Raw genomic sequence first — 15,461 nt, 5'->3', positions numbered from 1 at the left:
ATGCTGCGGCGCAGGTGGTGTTGACGGCGCCGGCGACGGCGGAGAATGTGTTGCGGGCACTTGGCCGGCTAGTGGATTGATTGATTGATTTCTGGCTCTGGCGCCTGTGGACAAAGCGGTTTCAGCTATTTCTTTGATAGCAAACAGTCTCATCACCCGTTCGGGGAAGCCTGTCGAAGCCTGGGTGCTGATTGGGTTTCATGCCTGAGTGCATGCCTGAGTTCGGGGCGGAGGCCGGGATTTCGCCCCGGCGGGCGAGACCCGGCCTCCGCCCTCAAAAAAAGTACACAATAAAATACAAAAACCATAGCTACCAGCGCTTACCCCACAAGCGCCAGAGCCCAAAAACACCAAAAAAAACACACCCCAGCAAGAAGGCTGAAAAACCAACCCCTACACCGGCCCCAACGCCATACGCCCCGAGGCCGCAGCCTGGTCGGCATGGCGCGTTTCCACCCGGTTGCGCCCCGCCCGCTTGGCGTCGTAGCACGCCATATCGGCCGCATACAGCACCGAAGGCACATCCTGCAAGCTGGCATCCAGCACGACCAAGCCAATGCTCACCCCCAGCGTGAAGCTGCGCCCCTGGTACGAAGGCTCCCACGCTTGCACTGCGGCGCGCAGTTGCTCGGCCAGCGCCTGCCCGCGTGCCAGCGAGCAGCCGGGCAGCACCACGGCAAACTCGTCGCCGCCCAGGCGCGCTGCCCAGCCGATCTGGCGCACCTGCGACTCCAGCAGTCGCGCCACATGGCGCAGCACGTCGTCCCCCGCATCGTGGCCGGCCACATCGTTGACCACGGTGAAATAGTCCAGGTCAAGAAACAGCATCACACCATCGCCCTCGCCCTCGGCGGCATCCGCGGCCGCAATGCCCGGTATGCGGGCCCGTGCTGACCGCTCGGCCAGCAGCACGCCCATGCGCTGGACAAAGGCTTCCCGGTTGCACAGCTGGGTCAAGGGGTCATGAATGGCGGCCCAGTCCTGCTGCTGCTGCGCCTCGCGCGCGGCCGTCAGGTCTTCCAGAATCCAGACGGTGCCGCCCGCCATGTCGTGCGCCCGCACGCCCCGGCCCTGCACCCGCGCCCAGACGGGGCTGCCGTCCTTGCGCATGAAACACACGTCCCCGTCAAACGCCGCGTGGGCCGCAAAATCGGCCTGCACCCGCTCGCCCAACCGCGCGTAGTCTTCATCCGACGCATAGAGGGTGCGCGCCGCGCGGCCCTGCAACTCTTCGGTGGTGTAGCCGAGCATCTGGCAGGCCTGCCGCCCTACCACCTCCAAAATGCCCAGCCGGGTGATCACGATACCCACGGAGGCGTTGTCCAGGATGGCCTGAAACTGCCCTTCCAGCTGGTCCCGCTGCTGGCGCTGCTGCGCGCTGTGCTGCACCTGCCCTTCAAACACCTGCGCCAGCGCTCCCACCTCACCCGAGGCGCGGGGCCACGCAATGCCATCGCCGCGCTGCGCCCGCGCCAGCTGCAGCGCGCTGTGGCACAGCTGGGCCAGGGGTTGCGCCATCCACACCATCAGCCCCGCCAGCAGGGCCATGCTGGCACCGATCAGGGCAGCAGCGAGCCACCACGCCTTGCGCTGAGCGCCTTCCAGCGGAGCCAACATGGCGCGGGCATCGCTCACACGGGCCACGAACCACTGCGGCAGCGGCATTCCGGCCATGCTCACGATGTGCGCCGGCAGCACCTCGGTGGTGCCGCGCCCGGCCACCGGCTGCGCCTGCTGCAGCCACCCGGTGTACACCGGGCCCAGCCCCGTTTCATCGCGCACGTTTCCCAGAATGCGCAAAGGATCGGGGTGCGAGAGGATGGTGCCATCGCGGGTAAAGACAATCAGCCGGGAGTCGTCGCGCGCCGGCAGCGTCATGGACGGCGGCAGCAGCCCTTGCGACTGCAGCTTGAGCGCCCCGGCCACCACCCCCATGACCGAGCCATCCTCGCGGCGCAGCGGCATGGTGAACATGACCCGCGCCTCGGCGGTGCGGCCCGCCACCAGCTCGGACACCAGGGGTTTGCCCCCCGTCAGCGTGCGCCGCAGGGCATCGCGCTCTGAAGGGTCAAGGTTGGCTGCATCTTCCAGGCGGCCAGAGTGCAGATTGACACGCAACGCCCCGTCGTGGCGGGCCACCTGCATGGAATCGAAAAACTGCACAGCCGGCAGACCCTGCTGCAACAGCCACTCCAGCGACGACGGCGAGTTGAGCATGTCCGGTGTGATGCCCTCGGCCACGGTGCGCAGCACTTTCTGGCTTTGCTCGATCTTGCTGGCCAGCAGCCGCGCCATCACCTCGACCTCTTCGGTCTGCTGGCCCACCAGGCGGCGGATGGACTCGCGCTCCGAAGCACGCGAAGCCAGCCACGCCGACAGCACCCCGGACAGGGCCACGGCCAGCATGGCCACCAGCACGAGGCGCAGCACCAGCGAGCCGGGCCACTGCCAGCCCGGCGAATCGGCGGCAGCCTGCGCGCGCGCCAAAGGCGTCATGGGCGCCCCGCGCGCAGAAGGCCCAAGGCAGGAGGGGAAAAAAGCTGGGACATGGGTACAGGCGTTGCCAGAGAGTTCTCAGGCAAATATACGCAGCACCCCACCCTGGGCGCATGGGTGGAACCCTCGTTTCAGCCCAAGGAAAAACCCTGAGCCAACAGACTGGGCAATGGGGTCAGCAACCCGCCACGGACTGCAGCGCATGCGGCTGCGGAAGATTGAGCACGTTGCCAGTGCCTGCAATCAGCCCATGCTCGCGCAGGTGGCGCAGCACGCGCGAAAACGTTTCAGGGGCGATGCCCAGCTGCGCGGCAATCAGGCGCTTGCGCTGGTGCAGCGTCACGCTCATGGCACCGCTGTGGTCGGGCTGGGCATGGTTGAGCAGCCACTGGGCGCAGCGCGCCTCGGCATCCTGCGCCAGCCGGCTCACCGCCAGTTCGGACTGCGCCCGATACCCGGTGGCCATGTCCCGCAGCAGCCCCTGGGCCACGGGCGGCAGCGACGCGCATCCGCGCCGGAACTCTTCGATCGGAAGGCGGCGCACCTGAATGCGCGTCTCTGCCACCATGTCCACGGGAAAAGGCTTTTCCAGCATCGCGGAAGCCGCATCCAGCCAGAAAGGCCCTTCCACCACGCCCAGCTGGTGGCGCATGCGCCCGTCCTCATACACGCCGCGCAGTACCCGCCCGCTTTCAAGGTGCAGCACCGAAGTCAGCGTCTGGTTGCGCCTGCGAAGCACTTCGCCGGCGGCGAGCACTTCGATCTGGGCAGGAAGGGAGAAGAATGTGGATGGCAACATGTAGCCCACTTTGCCGCGCGATAGTGCTGCGCGTTTTGAGGAAGATCAAATGTGAGTTTGACCCTGCCAGGGCGCACACCTGCCGTATGCGCCGGATCAAAAACACGGAGAACACGAAAAACAACAGTTGAAGCACTCATGCGGCATAGAACTTGCAACAGATTGTTGGTGACACGATCATGCAGGGCGCAACGCACTGTCATGACGGTGTCATGCCCTTTCTGGCCGGGATAACCGGCACTTACAACCCCCTGCAGGAGTTTCTATGAAAAAAAACCTGATTGCCTTGGGCGCCGCACTGCTGTGTGCCGCCGGGGCCCACGCCCAAAGCTCCGTCCAGCTCACCGGTCTGGTGGACGTGTTTGCCGGCTCCATGAAGATGGCTGGCGACGCCTCCAGCAAGTCGGTGGTCGATAGCGGTGGCCTGACCACCTCGTGGTTCGGCATGAAGGGCACCGAAGACCTGGGCGGCGGCCTGAAGGCCCACTTCAACCTGACCTCGTTCATCAAGGTGGACACCGGCACGCAAGGGCGCTTTACCGGCGACACGTTCTTCTCGCGCGATGCCAACGTCAGCCTGTCGGGCGGTTTTGGTTCGGTGCTGCTGGGCCGCTGGATGGCGCCCAACTTCCTGCCTTCGGTGGTGGGCAACCCGCTGGGTGACTCGTTCACCTTCTCGCCGCTGATCCTGCACAAGGATGTGCCACTGTTCAACGGCACCGGCTGGCGCTCCATGACCCCTGCCGACACGGGCTGGAGCAACCAGATCGTGTATTCGACGCCCGACATCGGCGGCTTCAAGGCCAACCTGCAATACCAGTTTGGCGAACAGGCGGGCAAGAGCGGCAAGAACAACGTGGGCGTCAACTTCTTCTATTTTGGTGGCCCGCTGACCCTGACCGGCTTCTATGAAAACGCCGACATCAACAACCCGGTGAACACGCTGCTGGCCAACAACCAGAAATACTGGATGCTGCTGGGCGCCTACGACTTCGGCATGGTCAAGCCCTACCTGAGCTATGGCGAAAAGAAGATCGACGACACCGCCTCCACCAAGGGCAAGACCTACCAGGTGGGCGCCTCTGCCCCCCTGGGCAATGGCAAGCTGCTCGCCGAGTGGGTGAAAACCGAGTGGTCCACCCCCGACGTGAGCCGCAAGACCTTCACGCTGGGCTACGACTACAACCTGTCCAAGCGCACCGACGTGTACGCCGTGTACATGAACGACAAGATCACCAGCCAGACCAACGGCAACAGCTTCGGCGTGGGCATCCGCCACCGCTTCTGATCGCCGCGCCCTAGGGCGCTTGCAAGGCACGGCAGAGCGATCTGCCGTGCCTTTTTTCATGCCACGGCGCTGGCGGCCACCACCCCATCAAATTTGAGTCAAAAGTGCCTCAAGCGCTTATTCAGCAAGCGCTAGAAGCTATAAAACAAGGAGCACCCTGAAGTCATTCACGTTGGTATGCGTGGGCCCGGTGATGACCAGATCACCGAGCGCCTCGAAGTAGCCATAGGCGTCGTGGCGGTCCAGGTGATCGGCCAAGCGCAATTGCGCCGCTGCGGCGCGCGCCAGGGTGTCGGGCGTGACCAGCGCGCCCGCGTTGTCTTCGATGCCATCAATGCCATCGGTGTCGGCCGCCAGCGCCCACACGCCATCCATGCCCTGCAGCGCCTGCGCCAGCCCCAGGCAGAACTCGCCAGCGCGCCCGCCGCGGCCAGGGGCCGCGCCCTCACGGCGCGGGCGCACCGTCACGGTGGTTTCGCCGCCGCTCAAAATCACGCAGGGTCGCTCAAACGGCTGGCCGCGCAACGCCACGCCGCGCGCCAGTGCCGCGTGCACACGCCCCACCTCGCGGGATTCGCCTTCCATCTCGTCGGACAGGATGTAGGCCGCCAGCCCCGCCCCGCGCGCCATGGCCGCTGCCGCCTCCAGCGCCTGCCAGGGTGTGGCCACCAGGTGCACTGAATGCCCGGCAAAGGCGCCATCTTTAGGCTTGGGCGTCTCCAGCGCACCGCTTTGCAGGGCCTGGCGCACGGGCGGCGGCACGTCGATGCGGTAGCGCGCCAGAATTTCCAGCGCATCGGCGCAGGTGGTGGCATCGGGCACCGTGGGGCCGCTGGCGATGACCGACGGGTCATCGCCCGGCACATCACTGATGGTGAGCGTGACCACACGCGCAGGCGCGCAGGCCGCGGCCAGGCGCCCGCCCTTGATGCGCGAGAGGTGCTTGCGCACGCAATTCATCTCGCCAATGCTGGCCCCGCTTTCGAGCAGGGCGCGGTTGATGCGCTGCTTGTCTGCCAGCGTCAGGCCGTCTGCGGGCAAGGTGAGCAACGACGAGCCGCCGCCCGACACCAGGCACAGCACCAGGTCGTCGGCCGTCAGCCCCGCCGTGAGTGCCAGCATGCGCTCAGCCGCCGCCATGCCCGCCGCGTCGGGCACGGGGTGCGCGGCCTCGACCACTTCAATGCGCTGCACCAGTCCGTCTGGCCGGGGCGGCACATGGCCATAGCGCGTGACCACCAGGCCCGACAGCGGCGCTTCGGGAGGACACAGGGCCTCCAGCGCCTGTGCCATGGAGCCGCCCGCCTTGCCGGCGCCCAGCACCAGCGTGCGCCCACGCGGCGGCTCGGGCAGCCAAGCCCGCATGCCTTGCAGCGGCTGGGCGCTGCGCACGGCGGTATGGAAAAGCGCTTGCAAAAATGCGCGCGGCTGGGTGCGGTAATCCGGCAGGGCCGCGCCCGAAACGTCAGAAGGTGCTTGCATGGCAACCATTGTCGCCGCGGCCCCGCGCTTTAAAAAGCGGGCGCTGCCGGCACGGCGCAGGCCCCTCTTTAACCCAACCGGGGCAAAAACGCCGCTGGCTAACGGTCAGCAGCCGGGGTCACGCCCCCCGGCAAGCCGCCGTCAGTTTTGTGGGGCAGCAGGTATGGCGCTGGCCGCTGCATCGCGCCAGCCGCCACCCAGCGCCTTGTACAGCGCCACCTGGTTTTGCCGCTGCGCCAGCTGCGACTGGGCCAACGCCTGCTGCGTGGCAAACAGGGCGCGCTGGGCATCGAGCACATCCAGGTAGCTGGCCACGCCGTTGCGGTAACGCAGGTCGGCCAGGCGGAAGCGGTCGGCCTCGGCGGTGGCTTGTGCCTGCTGGGCCAGCACCTGCTCGCCCAGCGTGGCGCGGCCGGCCAGGGCATCGGCCACTTCGCGGAACGCGCTTTGAATGGCCTTGTCGTACTGGGCCACCGCAATCTCGCGCCCGGCACGGGCCGAGTCGAGCCCGGCCTGGTTGCGCCCGGCATCAAAAATGGGCAGCACGGCCTGGGGCGCCAGCGTCCAGCCCCACGAACCGCTCTTGAACAGGCCCGACAACGCATTGCTGGCGGTGCCAGCGCTGGCCGTCAGGGCAATGCGCGGAAAAAACGCCGCCCGCGCCGCACCGATGTTGGCGTTGGCCGCAATCAGCTGCTGCTCGGCCTGGCGGATGTCCGGGCGGCGCTCCAGCAGGTCGGATGGCATGCCTTCGGGCACATCACGCAGCGCCACTGCGCCGCCATCGGCCTGCACATTGGGCAGCAACCGCTCGGGCACGGGTTGCCCCACCAGCAGCGTGAGCGCGTTCACATCGAGCGCGCGCAGGCGTTGCTGCTGGGCCAGGGTGGACCGCGCAGCCGCCGTCAGGGATTCGGCCTGGCGCAGGTCCAGGGCAGAGGTCACGCCCTGGTCAAAGCGCAGACGATTGAGCCGCAGCGAGTCGTCCCGGGTGACCATGGTGCGCTGCGTCAGGCTCAGCAGTTCTTCGTTGGTCTGCAGGCTCAGCCAGGTGCTGACCACCGATGCAATCAGACTGGTCTGCACCGCGCTGCGCGCCTCCTGCGTGGCCAGAAATTGCGCCAGGGCCGCTTCCTTCAGGCTGGCCACACGGCCAAAGAAGTCGATTTCCCAGGACGCCATGGCCAGACCAGCGGTGTAGGCGCTGCTGATCCCGCCACTGCCGTCAGCCGCCGGCTGGCGGTTGCCCGTGGCGGCGGCGTTGATGGTGGGCACCTGGTCGGCACGGCGAATCTGGTACTGCGCCCGGGACTGCTCGATGGAGAGCACCGCCACGCGCAGGTCACGGTTGTTTTGCAGCGCCAGCTCCACCAGTTCGCGCAGGCGCGCATCGCCCACAAAGTCTTGCCAGGGCAGATCGGCCGCTGCCGTGGTGGCGGTGGTGCCTGGGGCAGCGCCCACAGCGGGCCACTGCGCCGCCACGGGGGCCTCGGGCCGCTCATAGGTGGGAATCATGGAGCAACCGGCCAGCAGCGCCACCGCGGCAAGCGCCGTGGCAGCAGGCAGGCGGGCCTCACTAGGGCCGGCAGCCCGGCGGGGCATGAAAATATTAAGCATGGGTGTTCCCTGTGTCCGCTTGGTGCGAATGCTGGGCATCAAATTGCCGCTGGCGCGCGCTGCCCTTGAACAGGCTGCGCACGATCACGAAGAAGATCGGCACGAAAAACACGGCCAGGAAGGTGCCCACCACCATGCCCGAGATCACGCCGGTGCCAATGGCACGCTGGCTGGCCGAACTGGCGCCCGAGGCAATGGCCAGTGGCACCACACCCAGGATGAAGGCCAGCGAGGTCATGATGATCGGGCGAAAACGCAGGTGGGCAGCTTCGAGCGCCGATTCGATGACGCTCTTGCCCTGCGCCTGCAGGTCCTTGGCAAACTCGATGATCAGGATGGCGTTCTTGGCCGACAGGCCGATGATGGTGATCAGCCCCACCTGAAAGTACACGTCGTTGGTCATGCCGCGCAGGCTGACGCCCAGCAGCACGCCCAACACACCGAGCGGCACTACCAGAATGACCGACAGCGGAATCGACCAGCTTTCATACAGGGCCGCCAAGCACAGGAACACCGCCAGGATGGCAAAGCCATACAGCACCAGCGCCTGTGAGCCTGCCAGTTTTTCTTCGCGCGACTGGCCCGTCCATTCGAAGCCGAAGCCGGTGGGCAACTGCGCTGCCAGACGCTCCATCTCGGCCATGGCGTCGCCGGTGCTGTAGCCAGGCGCCGCACCGCCGGCGATGCGCATGGCGGGGTATCCGTTGTAGCGCACGGTCTGCATGGCACCGCTGACCCAGCGCGTGGTGGCAAACGACGACAGCGGCACGGCCTTGCCCTGGCTGTTCAGCGCCGTGAGCTTCAGAATGTCGTCCGGCTGCATGCGTGCCTGGGCTTCGGCCTGCACCACCACACGCTGCATGCGTCCGGCGTTCGGGAAATCGTTGATGTAGGCCGAGCCCAGCGCGGTAGAAATGGTGCTGTTGATGGCGGCAAAACCCACGCCCTGCGCGCTGGCCTTCTCGCGGTCGATATCGACCTGCAGTTGCGGCGCGTCTTCCAGGCCGTCGGGTCGCACGCCGGCCAGCACCTTGCTTTGCGAAGCCATGCCCAGCATCTGGTTGCGTGCTGCTACCAGCGCGTCATGGCCATTGCCACCGCGGTCCTGCAGGCGGAAGGTGAAGCCGGAGCTGACCCCCAGCTCGGGAATGGGCGGGGGGCTCAGCGCAAAGATGAACGCATCGCGCACACCCGACAGCGCACCCATGGCCCGGCCGACAATGGCCTCAGCCGTTTGCCCGGCGCCCTTGCGCTCGGACCAGTCCTTGAGCGTCACAAACGACAGGCCGGCGTTCTGTCCCTGGCCGGAGAAGCTGAAGCCCAGCACGGCAACCATGTTCTTGACTTCAGGCTGCTGCAGCATGAATTCCTCGACCTTCTCGACCACGGCCTGGGTGCGCTCCAGCGTGGCGCCGGGCGGCAACTGGATGTTGACCAGCAGGTTGCCCTGGTCTTCGTTGGGCAGGAACGAGGTGGGCAGGCGCATGTACAGCACGCCCACGGCGGCGATCAGCGCGACATAGATGACCATCATGCGGCCGCCGCGGCTCAGCAGCTTGGCCACCCAGCCTTCATAGCCCTTGGCGGTGCGGGCAAAGCCGCGGTTGAAACCGCCAAAAAACCCCTTCTTGGAATGGCCATGCCCGGCCTCAACCGGCTTGAGCAAGGTGGCGCACAGCGCGGGCGTGAGCGACAGCGCCATGAACGCCGAAAAGGCGATGGACACCGCCATCACCGCCGAGAACTGGCGGTAGATGTTGCCCACCGAGCCGGCAAAAAAGGCCAGCGGCACGAACACCGCGATCAGCACCACGGTGATGCCGATAATGGCGCCCGAGATCTGGCCCATGGCCTTGCGCGTGGCCTCCAGCGGACTCAATCCTTCCTCGTTCATGATGCGCTCGACGTTTTCGACCACCACGATGGCGTCATCCACCACGATGCCGATCACCAGCACCATGCCGAACATGGTCAGCACGTTGATCGAAAAGCCCATGGCCAGCAGCGCACCAAAGGTGCCCAGCAGTGCCACCGGCACCACGATGGTCGGGATGACGGTGTAGCGGAAGTTCTGCAAAAACAGATACATCACCAGAAACACCAGCGCAATGGCTTCGAGCAGGGTCACTGCCACCTGCTTGATGGAAATCTTGACGAACTCGGAGCTATCGTAGGGAATGGTCCAGCTCACGCCGGGTGGAAAGTACTTCTCCAGCTCGGCCATGCGGGTCTTGACCGCCGTTGCCGCAGCCAGCGCATTGCCCGAGGGCGACAGCTGCACCCCCATGCCGGTGGCAGGCTTGCCGTTCAGGCGCGCGGTGGTGGCATACGACTGGGCGCCCAGTTCGATGCGCGCCACATCCTTGAGACGCACCGTGGAGCCGTCGGCATTGGCGCGCAGCACGATGTCGCCAAATTCCTTGGTCGAGCTGATCTGCCCCGGCACCACCACGGTGGCCGAGATGCTCTGGCCGCTCAGGTTGGGCAACTCGCCCAGGCTGCCGGCCGACACCTGCGCGTTCTGCGCCTGGATGGCGCTGGCGACGTCGGCCGCCGACAGGTTGAAGCCCTGCAGCTTGGCCGGGTCCACCCACACGCGCATGGCACGCTCGGCGCCAAACAACTGCACCTGGCCGATGCCGGGCAGGCGCTGCAGCTCGGGCACCACGTTGCGCGCGGCGTAGTCGCTCAGCGAATTCACGTCGAATTGGGGGTCGGACGACGACAGCATGGTGAACAGCAAGAAGTTGCTGCGCGACTTCTCCACGCGCACGCCCTGCTGGTTGACCACCGCCGGCAGGCGTGGTGTAGCACGCGACAGGCGGTTTTGCACCTCGACCTGGGCCAGATCGGGGTTCGTGCCCGGCTCGAAGCTCAGCGTGAGGGTGCCCGTGCCATTGGCCTGGCTCACGGCTTCCATGTAGGCAAGGCCGGGCGCGCCGTTCATTTCGCGCTCGATCACGGCCAGCACACTGTCTTCGAGGGTTTGCGCCGAAGCACCCGGATAGGCGACGGTGACCACGATGGTCGGCGGCGCTACGGTGGGGTACTGCGAGATCGGCAGCTGGGTGATCGACACCGCGCCGAGCACCATGATGAACAGGGCGACCACCCACGCGAAGATGGGGCGCTCGATAAAGAATTTGGCCATGGGGCTGGCTCCTTATTTCTGTCCGGCGCTGGCGGCTGCAGCAGGGGCACTGGCCGCTGGCGCAGCACCCGATACAGCTGCAGGCGGGTTAGCAGCCGATGCTGCGGCACTGCCCGGGGCCTGCCATGGCACCGCCTTCACCGGCGTGCCGGGCGGCATCATCTGTAGTTTCTGGAAGCCATCAACCATGACCTGCTCGCCTTCTTTCAGGCCTTCCAGCACCACCCACTGGTTGTTGCGGGCGGCACCCACCTTCACTGTGCGCTGGCTGAGCTTGCCGTCGGCGCCCACCACCGTGATCTTGTCGCCCTGCTGGGTGCGCGTGACCGCCTGCTGCGGCAGCGAGATGGCGTTGGCCACCTGGGCCTGCTCCAGCCGCACGCGCACATACAGGCCCGGCAGCAAGTCGCCCTTGGGGTTGGGCACCTCGGCGCGCAGCGTGATCTGGCCCGTGGTGGCATCCACCGTCAGGTCGGAAAACAGCAGCTTGCCGGGGCGGGCGTATTCGCTGCCATCCTCCAGCACCACGCGCACGCTGGCGGCTTCGCTGCCCCCGGCACGCTGCAGCTGGCCATCGGCCAGGGCACGGCGCAGCTTCATCACCTCGCCGGCGGACTGGGTGAAGTTGACATACACCGGATCGATCTGCTGGATCACAGCCAGTTGCGTGGCTTCGCCCTGCCCCACCAGTGCCCCTTCGGTCACCAGGGCGCGGCCGATGCGCCCGGAAATCGGCGCAGTGACGCTGGCGTAATTCAGGTTGATGCGGCCGGTCTGCACCGCTGCCTTGCCCGCAGCCACGTCGGCCTCTGCCTGTTTGTGCGCTGCCACGGCGTTGGCATATTCCTGCTGGCTGACCGCATTGGCGGCCAGCAAGGGCTTGTAGCGCTCGGCAAGCGCAGCCGCCTGCGTCAGGTTGGCCTGGGCGCGGGCCAGCGTGGCCTGGGCACTTTGCAGCGCCGCCGCATAGGGAGCGGCGTCAATCGTAAACAGGGCCTGCCCTGCCTTGACGTCGCTGCCTTCGCGAAACAGCCGCTTTTGCAAGATACCGGCAGCACGGGCCCGCACCTGCGCCACGCGCGAGGCTTCCAGGCGCCCGGGCAGCTCGGTCACCAAACCCACATCACCCGGTGTGGCCACCACCACGCCCACTTCGGGTGGCGGCATGCCGCCACCGGCCGCCGCCGGTGGCCCCTCGGACTTGCCACAGGCCGCCAACAGCAATACAACGGACAGGCCACCCGCCGCAACGCCCAGGCGCACACGCGCAGGGGACAAGGCAGAGGCAACAACGGGGGCAGTCTTGACATTGGGCAAGGCAGACATGGTGTTCCTTGGAGAAAAAGGTGCGGCAAATCCGCAGAGTGAACCAGTTTAGTGTGACGCGCCGATCTGCGCACAGGCCTGCAACATGGCCCACGGCACGGCAACGAAGGCTTGCATTAAAGCATACATACATTCAAGAATGCATGTATAGTGACGAATACACCCCATCAAGTGAGGTATTTCATGGCCCGACGCACCAAGGCGGACGCACAGACCACGCGCAACAACCTTCTGGATGCTGCGGAACAATTGTTTCAATCGCGTGGCGTTTCACACACTTCGCTGAATGACATTGCCACGGCCGCAGGCACCACGCGGGGGGCGATTTATTGGCATTTCAAGGACAAGGCCGATCTGTTCAACGCCATGATGGAGCGCGTCACGCTGCCGTTGGAGCAAACACTGGTGGTGGCGTATGTGGAGCAGTCAGCCCATCCCGTGGCCGAGATCCGCAGTGCCATGCTGGAGGCGCTGCGCCTGATTGCCACCGACGAGCAAACCTGCCGCGTGCTCAAGATCGCCACCCACCAAGTTGAATACACCACCGACATGGGCGCCGTGCTGGAGCGCCACCTGAGCGTGCACGGCGGCTGCGTGGCGCGCAACCATGCTGCGCTGCAACGCGCCTTTGCCGCCCGCGGCCAGCCCCCACCCATGGCGCTGGACTTTGCCGCCCGGGGCTTGCAGGTGCTGGTGGAAGGGCTGGTGCACCAATGGCTGCTCAACACCGAAGCATTTGACCTGCAGGCCAACGGCCGTGCGGCGCTGGATGTGTACCTGAGGGGCCTTGGCCTGCACGACACGGCACCCGGCTGATCTGCGCGCCGGATCATTGCATCCGGCCCACCCAACCCCGCCACCCGGTCATTGGGTGGCGGCACCCGCCTGGTACCAGCGCCCGATCAGTGCGCGTTCTTCGTCGGTCATCTGTGTGGCGTTATTCATGGGCATGAGCTTTTGCACCACGGCCTGCTGGTAAATGGCCTGGGCGTGCTGCTTGACCAGGGCGGACGAATCCAGCCGCAGGTTCTTCATCTGTACCTGCTCGCCATGGCACATGTAGCAACGCTGCTCGAGCACTGTTTGCACTGATTTATAGTCAATTTGACCTGTAGAGCTTATTGGATAAGCGCCATCAGCTATTAAATCAGTAGCACCCACACTCACCGTCGGCGGCGCAGGCCGCAGCCAGGCCACCATGGCCACCATCACGGCCACCCCCACCAGCGCATACGGCAGCGGATTACCGCTCTTGCCCAGCTTGTAGCCATGGCGCATCACAAAGAACTGGCGAATGGCCGCTCCCGCGAACATCATCATGATCAGCACCAGCCAGTTCTGCGGGTGGCTCCAGGTAAAGCTGTAGTGGCCGCTGAGCATGGCAAACAGCACCGGCAGCGTGAAATAGGTGTTGTGCACGCTGCGCTGCTTGCCACGTTTGCCGTAAATCGGGTCCACCGGCAGGCCTGCCTTGATCTGCGCCACCACCGTGCGCTGGCCGGGGATGATCCAGAAGAACACGTTGGCACTCATGGCCGTGGCCATCATGGCGCCCACCAGCAAAAACGCCGCGCGGCCCGCAAACCAGTGGCAGGCCAGCCACGAGACGATGCACACGAGCACGAAGACGAGGGCGCCCACGATGACGTCGCCATTCTTGCGCTGGCCGAAGATGCGGCAGATGGCGTCGTACAGCAGCCAGAACACCACGAAGAACGCCAGCGCCACCACGATGGCGGTGGCGGGCGCCCAGTCCATGCGCGACTTGTCGATGAGGTAAGTGCTGGCGCTGTAGAGGTACGACACCGTGAACAGCGCAAACCCGCTGATCCAGGTGCTGTAGCTCTCCCAGAAGAACCAGTGCAGGTGTTTGGGCAACCGGGGCGGCGACACCGCAAACTTGACCGGGTGATAGAACCCGCCGCCGTGCACGGCCCAGAGCTCACCGCTCACGCCCTGTTGCTTCAGGTCTTCATCCTCGGGCGGCGTGAGGCTGCTGTCCAGAAAGACGAAGTAGAACGACGAGCCAATCCAGGCAATCGCTGTGATGACGTGGACCCAGCGCAGCAGCAGGTTGGCCCAGTCGAGAAGATAGCTTTCCATGTTTACGGTTCTCAACCTTCGCGGCACGCCAAAGCGCGCGCCACATATGCAACCTGCTCACCACTGCGGGCGCTCTGAGCAGACAAAAGGGCCGCGCACCATGGCAACACACTGCCGGGGCACCGCTGCGACCCACCATTCTCACGTTTCGGCACAAAGTGTATGCAGGAACTGTTCCTGGTCAGCGCACACACCACCGAAGCCCGGTGGCCCAGCTGCGGCAGGCATTACCCAGGATGCGGGTGCATGGCTGTTACCGACGCTTGCAATTTTTCCAGGGCTGGCGCCGCGTACAGGGTTTGCAGCAGCTGTGCAGCCACTGCCACCGCAATCACCTCGGGCGCTTTGCCGTGTATGCCCGGCACACCGATCGGGCAGGTCACCTGCGCCAGATCGTGCGGCATGAAACCCCGCCCCTGCAGCCGGTTCGCAAACGTGGCCCACTTGGTCTTGCTGCCGATAAGACCGATAAACGGCAGATCGCCCTGCTCGCGCTGGCGGCGCAGGCAGGCGGCCACCACGTCCAGGTCTTCGGCGTGGCTGAAGCTCATGATGAGCACGCGGCTGCCAGGGGCCAGCCGGGGCACGGCCAGCTGCACTGGTTCAGAGTGTTCACACCGCACGCCCTCGGGTGCAGGATCTGGAAAAACCCCGTCGCGGCTGTCGATCCAGGTCAGGGCAAACGGCAGCGGCGCCAGCACGCGCGCCAATGCATGGCCTACATGCCCACCACCAAACAAGGCCACAGGGTAGAGCGCTGGCGCCAGGCGCTGCTGAAGGCTTTGCGCATGCTGCGCCCCGACCAACTCAAACCCCAGGTGCATCACGCCCCCGCAGCACTGCCCCAGGGCCGGGCCGAGTGCGCAGCGCTGCCGCGGCGCACCGGCAAGCCCGCTCAGCCGAAGCCGCGCCTGGGCAATGGCCTGGTGTTCGATATGCCCCCCGCCGATAGTGCCTACCAGACTGTTGGCAAAAACAGCCATCCAGGCCCCCACTTCCCGCGGAGCAGAGCCTTGTGTAGACTCGACGGTCACCAGACAGGCCGGGGCGGCCTTCAGGCCCTCCAGCAATAACAGCAGATCAGTCACAACCAACTTTCAGTATGTTCACGGCACACCATGCACAGCTCGCATGGACCGTGCCCACCAGCATAGCGGCCGCACCATGCCACCCACTTTGCCCCAACGTTCTTCCCGAAC

The 15,461-nt window shown here is 65.7% G+C and carries 10 protein-coding genes; 2 read left to right on the top strand and 8 right to left on the bottom strand.

Annotation, left to right across the window (positions count from 1 at the left end):
* Window positions 1-393: 393 nt before the first annotated feature.
* Both DTW89_RS11315 and DTW89_RS11310 read right to left on the bottom strand, forming a co-directional pair.
* Window positions 394-2,496 carry a sensor domain-containing diguanylate cyclase gene (locus DTW89_RS11315; protein ID WP_114656021.1) on the bottom strand — a complete coding sequence of 701 codons (2,103 nt, stop codon included), beginning with the start codon at window positions 2,494-2,496 and terminating at the stop codon, window positions 394-396.
* A 175-nt stretch (window positions 2,497-2,671) separates the two neighbouring features.
* Window positions 2,672-3,295, bottom strand: coding sequence for a Crp/Fnr family transcriptional regulator (locus DTW89_RS11310; protein WP_111865081.1), 624 nt, complete (start codon window positions 3,293-3,295; stop codon window positions 2,672-2,674).
* A 265-nt stretch (window positions 3,296-3,560) separates the two neighbouring features.
* On the opposite strand from DTW89_RS11310, the gene DTW89_RS11305 reads away from it, so the two are divergent.
* Window positions 3,561-4,583 carry a porin gene (locus DTW89_RS11305; RefSeq protein ID WP_114656020.1) on the top strand — a complete coding sequence of 341 codons (1,023 nt, stop codon included), beginning with the start codon at window positions 3,561-3,563 and terminating at the stop codon, window positions 4,581-4,583.
* Window positions 4,584-4,721: 138 nt separating this feature from the next.
* Here DTW89_RS11305 and DTW89_RS11300 read toward each other — a convergent pair whose 3' ends face one another.
* The 4 genes from DTW89_RS11300 to DTW89_RS11285 form a co-directional block, all read right to left on the bottom strand.
* Window positions 4,722-6,074 carry a glycerate kinase type-2 family protein gene (locus DTW89_RS11300; RefSeq protein WP_442858106.1) on the bottom strand — a complete coding sequence of 451 codons (1,353 nt, stop codon included), beginning with the start codon at window positions 6,072-6,074 and terminating at the stop codon, window positions 4,722-4,724.
* A gap of 132 nt (window positions 6,075-6,206) precedes the next feature.
* A complete protein-coding gene (locus DTW89_RS11295) occupies window positions 6,207-7,682 on the bottom strand; it encodes an efflux transporter outer membrane subunit (RefSeq protein ID WP_330863470.1) in 1,476 nt (491 codons plus the stop codon).
* On the bottom strand, window positions 7,675-10,833 hold the full coding sequence (locus DTW89_RS11290; protein ID WP_114656018.1) for an efflux RND transporter permease subunit: 3,159 nt from the start codon (window positions 10,831-10,833) through the stop codon (window positions 7,675-7,677). Before DTW89_RS11290 ends, DTW89_RS11295 begins: the two co-directional genes overlap by 8 nt.
* Before the next feature lie 12 nt (window positions 10,834-10,845).
* Window positions 10,846-12,159 (bottom strand): efflux RND transporter periplasmic adaptor subunit, encoded by a 1,314-nt coding sequence (locus DTW89_RS11285; RefSeq protein ID WP_114656017.1) that lies wholly within the window; start codon window positions 12,157-12,159, stop codon window positions 10,846-10,848.
* Window positions 12,160-12,342: 183 nt separating this feature from the next.
* On the opposite strand from DTW89_RS11285, the gene DTW89_RS11280 reads away from it, so the two are divergent.
* On the top strand, window positions 12,343-12,975 hold the full coding sequence (locus tag DTW89_RS11280; RefSeq protein ID WP_114656016.1) for a TetR family transcriptional regulator: 633 nt from the start codon (window positions 12,343-12,345) through the stop codon (window positions 12,973-12,975).
* Between the two features lie 48 nt (window positions 12,976-13,023).
* On the opposite strand, the gene DTW89_RS11275 is transcribed toward DTW89_RS11280, so the two are convergent.
* Together DTW89_RS11275 and xdhC are read right to left on the bottom strand one after the other, a co-directional pair.
* Window positions 13,024-14,262 carry a urate hydroxylase PuuD gene (locus DTW89_RS11275; RefSeq protein ID WP_114656015.1) on the bottom strand — a complete coding sequence of 413 codons (1,239 nt, stop codon included), beginning with the start codon at window positions 14,260-14,262 and terminating at the stop codon, window positions 13,024-13,026.
* Window positions 14,263-14,489: 227 nt separating this feature from the next.
* The gene (gene xdhC / locus DTW89_RS11270) at window positions 14,490-15,350 is read right to left on the bottom strand and encodes a xanthine dehydrogenase accessory protein XdhC (protein WP_114656022.1); all 861 of its coding nucleotides are present in this window, start codon (window positions 15,348-15,350) and stop codon (window positions 14,490-14,492) included.
* Window positions 15,351-15,461 lie beyond the last annotated feature (111 nt).

It is taken from the genome of Acidovorax sp. BoFeN1 (assembly GCF_003345135.1).
In the GTDB taxonomy this organism is placed as follows: Bacteria; Pseudomonadota; Gammaproteobacteria; order Burkholderiales; family Burkholderiaceae_C; genus Acidovorax; species Acidovorax defluvii.
This window is presented reverse-complemented; position numbering and strand designations above follow the sequence as displayed.

Bases quoted from the DNA above. Each gene is read 5' to 3' on its own strand.
- DTW89_RS11315 (WP_114656021.1), bottom strand. From the start codon at position 2,496: ATGACGCCTTTGGCGCGCGCGCAGGCTGCCGCCGATTCGCCGGGCTGG.
- DTW89_RS11310 (WP_111865081.1), bottom strand. From the start codon at position 3,295: ATGTTGCCATCCACATTCTTCTCCCTTCCTGCCCAGATCGAAGTGCTC.
- DTW89_RS11305 (WP_114656020.1), top strand. From the start codon at position 3,561: ATGAAAAAAAACCTGATTGCCTTGGGCGCCGCACTGCTGTGTGCCGCC.
- DTW89_RS11300 (WP_442858106.1), bottom strand. From the start codon at position 6,074: ATGGTTGCCATGCAAGCACCTTCTGACGTTTCGGGCGCGGCCCTGCCG.
- DTW89_RS11295 (WP_330863470.1), bottom strand. From the start codon at position 7,682: ATGCTTAATATTTTCATGCCCCGCCGGGCTGCCGGCCCTAGTGAGGCC.
- DTW89_RS11290 (WP_114656018.1), bottom strand. From the start codon at position 10,833: ATGGCCAAATTCTTTATCGAGCGCCCCATCTTCGCGTGGGTGGTCGCC.
- DTW89_RS11285 (WP_114656017.1), bottom strand. From the start codon at position 12,159: ATGTCTGCCTTGCCCAATGTCAAGACTGCCCCCGTTGTTGCCTCTGCC.
- DTW89_RS11280 (WP_114656016.1), top strand. From the start codon at position 12,343: ATGGCCCGACGCACCAAGGCGGACGCACAGACCACGCGCAACAACCTT.
- DTW89_RS11275 (WP_114656015.1), bottom strand. From the start codon at position 14,262: ATGGAAAGCTATCTTCTCGACTGGGCCAACCTGCTGCTGCGCTGGGTC.